Raw genomic sequence first — 4,027 nt, forward strand, 5'->3', positions numbered from 1 at the left:
GCCTGCCTATCTGACTGTTGCGAATGCTCGGTTCATCGCCTGAGCGTTCCTCACGACGTGCTGTCACCGGGTAGGTGCTCGAAGCACTCCTGCACCTGCCCGGTGACCGACAGTTGCCCCATGCTTTCCCCGCACATTCCCCTTTTCACGTTGCACCCTCTTCTCCTGTTAGGACAACGCTCGTGTCACGCAGCACCATTGGACTCTTCGTGGGTCTCCTCCTTGGCTTCGTCGCCGTCTTCGGCGGCTTCCTGGAATTCCTTGCCGTCATCATCTTCGCCGCAGTCGGCCTACTCATCGGCCGGTTCCTGGACGGTTCCCTCGATCTCAACCAGCTCGCCGGTTCCCGTACGAAAAGGAACTGATCCTATGAACCCCACAAACAGGGCCCGCGAGACCGGGCCGCGGCGGGCCGCGCAACAGCCGGCCCGGTTCGGGACGGTGACAGACCGGGAGCCCAGACAGAATGCGTCCGCCCCGGCAGCCCCCCATGAATCTCGTCCGACCGGCTCACCCCATTCGGCTGACTCGGCTGACTCGGCCCGTGCGATCAACGCGGCTGATGCAGTTGGCGTAGCTGACACTAGGGATGCAGCTGACGTGGCTGGCCGTGGGTCATTGACGATGAGCGAGAAGGTCATCGAGAAGCTTGCAGCCCAAAGCGCCCATGAACTGCCGTTCCTCGCCGGCGTCGGTGGGGGAGTGCTCGGCGTTGGCCGGACACACGGCACAGACCGCCGGCCGCAGGCCACGGTGGACCTCAGCGGCCGCCACGTCACGGTCTTCCTCGACGTCGCACTCGGCTTCCCCTCGGATATCGCCGCGCGATCGGCAGACATCCGCCATCACGTTACCGCCAGCATCGAGCAGGCCACCGGCCTCGACGTGCGCCGCATCGACATCACCATCAGGGCCCTCACCCCCCATACGGAACGATCACGCAGGAGCCTTTTATGAGTACCCGAACGACTAGGCGCTCGATCCGGAGGCGCCCCAGTCGCAGCGTCCCGGCCCTCATCGTCGCCCTGGTTCTCCTCATGGCCTCAGTCGCCGGCGTCTGGGCCGGCATCACGGCCCTGACCGGCGGGAGCACCGCGGCGATCGAGGGTGTCACCGGCGCCGCCGGCACACCGTGGTCGTCGCAGGCCGCGTACATCCCCTCCATCGCAGTCGCCCTGATCGGCGTCGTCCTGATCATCACCGCATTGATACCCGGACACCACAACGCGCACCTCGTGAACCATGAGGGGGCGACCGAAGCGGCGCTCACCCGCCGAGGGCTGAAGACCTACCTCGAGGACCACGCGATGGGCATCGATGGTGTTGACTCCGCCCGAGCCTCCCTCAAAGGCCGACAAGCCAGCATCCGCATCGGCACTTACGCCCTGGACCGGCACGAGGTCGAGAAGGACGTGCACCAGAGGCTGCGGAACCGGGTCGACTCCTTGCACCTCGAAAACGCCCCACGCATCCGCGTAAACACCAGCACACTCAAGGATTAGGAAGAGGACCCCATATGCGACACACCGCAGGACGCCTCAACCGCGTCTGGCTGACCATCACCGGACTGATCCTTATCTTGGGCGCGGGAATCACGGCGGCGATCGGCCTGGGACTACTCGAGGGCCACACCGTTGCCGGATTCAGGGCACCGGACCGTGACCAGCCGATTCTCGACCTGCCCGACGATCCCGCTACAACCACCACCATCGCAACCGTCCTGGTGGTCGCCGGCATCATTTTGGGCCTTTTCTGCGTCCTCTGGCTCCTGGCCCAAGTTCCCCGCAAGCACGGAGCATCGGACCTGAAACTTCAGGATCCCGAGAACCGGGGATTGACCGTCATGAAGCCGGGCCTTCTCGAAGACGCCATCAGCGACCGTGTGGAAGAGCTCGAGGACATTTCCAAAGCGACAACGATCATCCGCGGCTCCTTCCGCGCGCCGGACATCACAGTCCGTATCACGACGACGTCCCATGCCGACCTGCCCAGCGTCGTTGCTGATGTCGAGCACCGCATCAAGCACGACCTGCGTCTGACCCTCGGCAGGGAACCGGCATCACTTGGCGTAGCGATCGATGTGAAGGACGAGCCCAAGAAGGAGAGCTCGGTCACCCTGGGGGCATCATCTGCTCACACCTGAGCTTCCCGACCGTCACACGCCTGGTCCACGCACGAGCACTGGGGAACCCATGAAGAAGATTGCTATGACTATCGCAACTGCTCTCTTCGGCCCGTACATGGAGCGGCGCCGTGTCGCCGAAGGACGTCCGAAAAAGCCCCACGGCCGCCGCTGAGCAAGCCGGTATCACTAAGACCCCGGTTCACCCGTTGGACCGGCACATCAGAAACACCCATCACACAACAAAGGAGAACACCGTGGGACTCGACGACAAGATCAAGAACGCGGCCGAGAAGATCACCGGCCAGGCCAAGGAAACCTTTGGTAACGCAACAGACAATGATCGTCTGCGCGCAGAGGGTCAGGCCGACCAGTCCAAGGCCGATCTCAAGGATGCCGGCGAGAACGTGAAGGACGCCTTCAAGAAGTAACCCGACCAGGGTCGAAGGCCACCCGGCGGCACTATCGGGTGGCCTTCGACCTGCATCACCGACTATCGCTGACGCGACGACGAACAATGACTGGGCGGGAGGCACGATGAGCGCAAAACCATTGCAACCGACGGCGGTCATCGACTGGGACGTCTTCGATCAACTCGCCCGTGAGACCTCGCAGCAGACAGCCGTGGCGTTCGCCGCCACGTTTATCGAACTTCTCCCACACAGATTATCGATGCTCGCCAACGCCGTTCAAACCGAGCACCATGAAGACCCACTCGTTGCCCTCTTCAGCATCCAGTCGGGGGCTCTGATGTTGGGGATGCTTCGACTTGCAGCAGCAACGGAAACCCTTCTGACCGAGCTGCGTGTGTCCCCGTCGCGCTGGGCTGCAGTCCGCGGACTCGCAGGAACATCTCTCACCAGCGGTCTTGATGAGATCGTTGCCGTCCTGGATGCGGGGCTGACAGCACAAACCCAGCCAGGCAACCAGCTCGGCAACCAGACCAAGCCTACGGCCGACGCACCGGGGGAGGAGAAGCAGTGATGACCTCCAGAGTCAATCCCGCGGAACCGGATATGTGGGCGGACCCACGACTCCTCAGCACGGCAGCGCGCCTCTGGGAGTACGCGCTCAATAGTGAACTGAAGAAACTGAAGTTGACCCTCTCCGGGCTCGTGGCACTTCAAGCTCTTCACGCTGCAGGAACCACGAGTCAAGCGGCACTAGCCAGGATCATCCGCGTGCAGCCTCAGACACTCCGCCGGACCCTGCGATCTTTGGAAGCGGGTGGTTACCTCACCAATTCCGCTCCGACACCAGGGTCCCGCGGTTTGAACATCAGCATCACCAGCGCTGGTGAACTGGCGCTCTCCGAAGCTGATGGCCTGGAACAGCGCTTACACCGCATCCTCGACAGTGGCGATGAGTTGCACGAGGCACTTGTCATGCTGATCGAAAGTCTCACCGTCACACCCGAACAAACACGCACCCTCCGATCACCAGTGTCAGGTACGTAAACACCGGCCCTCGGTATCAGAAGAGCGGGCCCACTAACGGCGACACATAGGCGTGAGCATGCCGTCAGTCACCGTGTCGGTCAGTAGTGGAAAATGACGCAAGGACCTTCCTTTCGTTGCTTCCTCATCTAGGGGGAGGGGGGACTACCCTTACCTACTTCCGTTCAACAGTGGGGCTGACTATCAGTCCGTACCCATTGATCTGCCAAGGCATGTCCTGTCGGTGACAGATCCGCCGTAGGGAGGCGCTCACGGGAGGTCGGAGTCCAGTCCGCGACGCGGGGGCAGGGTCGCGGACTGAACTCGAACCCACCGTGCAAGCGATGAGATGAGAGTTGATGACACAAAAGCTACGAGGATGAACATGCGGGCCAAAGCTGTGGTCGACTGCGCATGATTATGCGTGTTAATGCATAATTGTGCATAACTATGGGGCCGTGAAGGAGTT

7 protein-coding genes are annotated in these 4,027 nt (G+C 62.1%); all 7 read left to right on the plus strand.

What is annotated here, in order from left to right; all coding sequences use genetic code 11:
• Nucleotides 1–182 precede the first annotated feature (182 nt).
• The 7 genes from ACX80L_RS17640 to ACX80L_RS17670 all read left to right on the plus strand — a co-directional run bounded on the left by ACX80L_RS17640 (nucleotide 183) and on the right by ACX80L_RS17670 (nucleotide 3,579).
• On the plus strand, nucleotides 183–365 hold the full coding sequence (locus ACX80L_RS17640) for a DUF2273 domain-containing protein (RefSeq protein WP_208739434.1): 183 nt from the start codon (nucleotides 183–185) through the stop codon (nucleotides 363–365).
• A 4-nt stretch (nucleotides 366–369) separates the two neighbouring features.
• On the plus strand, nucleotides 370–957 hold the full coding sequence (locus ACX80L_RS17645) for an Asp23/Gls24 family envelope stress response protein (protein WP_459291357.1): 588 nt from the start codon (nucleotides 370–372) through the stop codon (nucleotides 955–957).
• Nucleotides 954–1,502, plus strand: coding sequence for a DUF6286 domain-containing protein (locus tag ACX80L_RS17650; RefSeq protein ID WP_208739432.1), 549 nt, complete (start codon nucleotides 954–956; stop codon nucleotides 1,500–1,502). The genes ACX80L_RS17645 and ACX80L_RS17650 overlap by 4 nt, the downstream gene beginning before the upstream one ends.
• Before the next feature lie 14 nt (nucleotides 1,503–1,516).
• Complete coding sequence (locus ACX80L_RS17655; RefSeq protein WP_459291359.1) at nucleotides 1,517–2,143, plus strand: Asp23/Gls24 family envelope stress response protein; 627 nt, start codon at nucleotides 1,517–1,519, stop codon at nucleotides 2,141–2,143.
• Nucleotides 2,144–2,379: 236 nt separating this feature from the next.
• Complete coding sequence (locus tag ACX80L_RS17660; protein WP_208739430.1) at nucleotides 2,380–2,553, plus strand: CsbD family protein; 174 nt, start codon at nucleotides 2,380–2,382, stop codon at nucleotides 2,551–2,553.
• 106 nt (nucleotides 2,554–2,659) lie between these two features.
• Complete coding sequence (locus ACX80L_RS17665; RefSeq protein WP_459291362.1) at nucleotides 2,660–3,106, plus strand: hypothetical protein; 447 nt, start codon at nucleotides 2,660–2,662, stop codon at nucleotides 3,104–3,106.
• Nucleotides 3,106–3,579 carry a MarR family winged helix-turn-helix transcriptional regulator gene (locus ACX80L_RS17670; RefSeq protein WP_459291364.1) on the plus strand — a complete coding sequence of 158 codons (474 nt, stop codon included), beginning with the start codon at nucleotides 3,106–3,108 and terminating at the stop codon, nucleotides 3,577–3,579. The genes ACX80L_RS17665 and ACX80L_RS17670 overlap by 1 nt, the downstream gene beginning before the upstream one ends.
• The last annotated feature ends 448 nt before the right edge of the window (nucleotides 3,580–4,027 follow it).

This window comes from Arthrobacter sp. MDT1-48-3 (assembly GCF_054511015.1).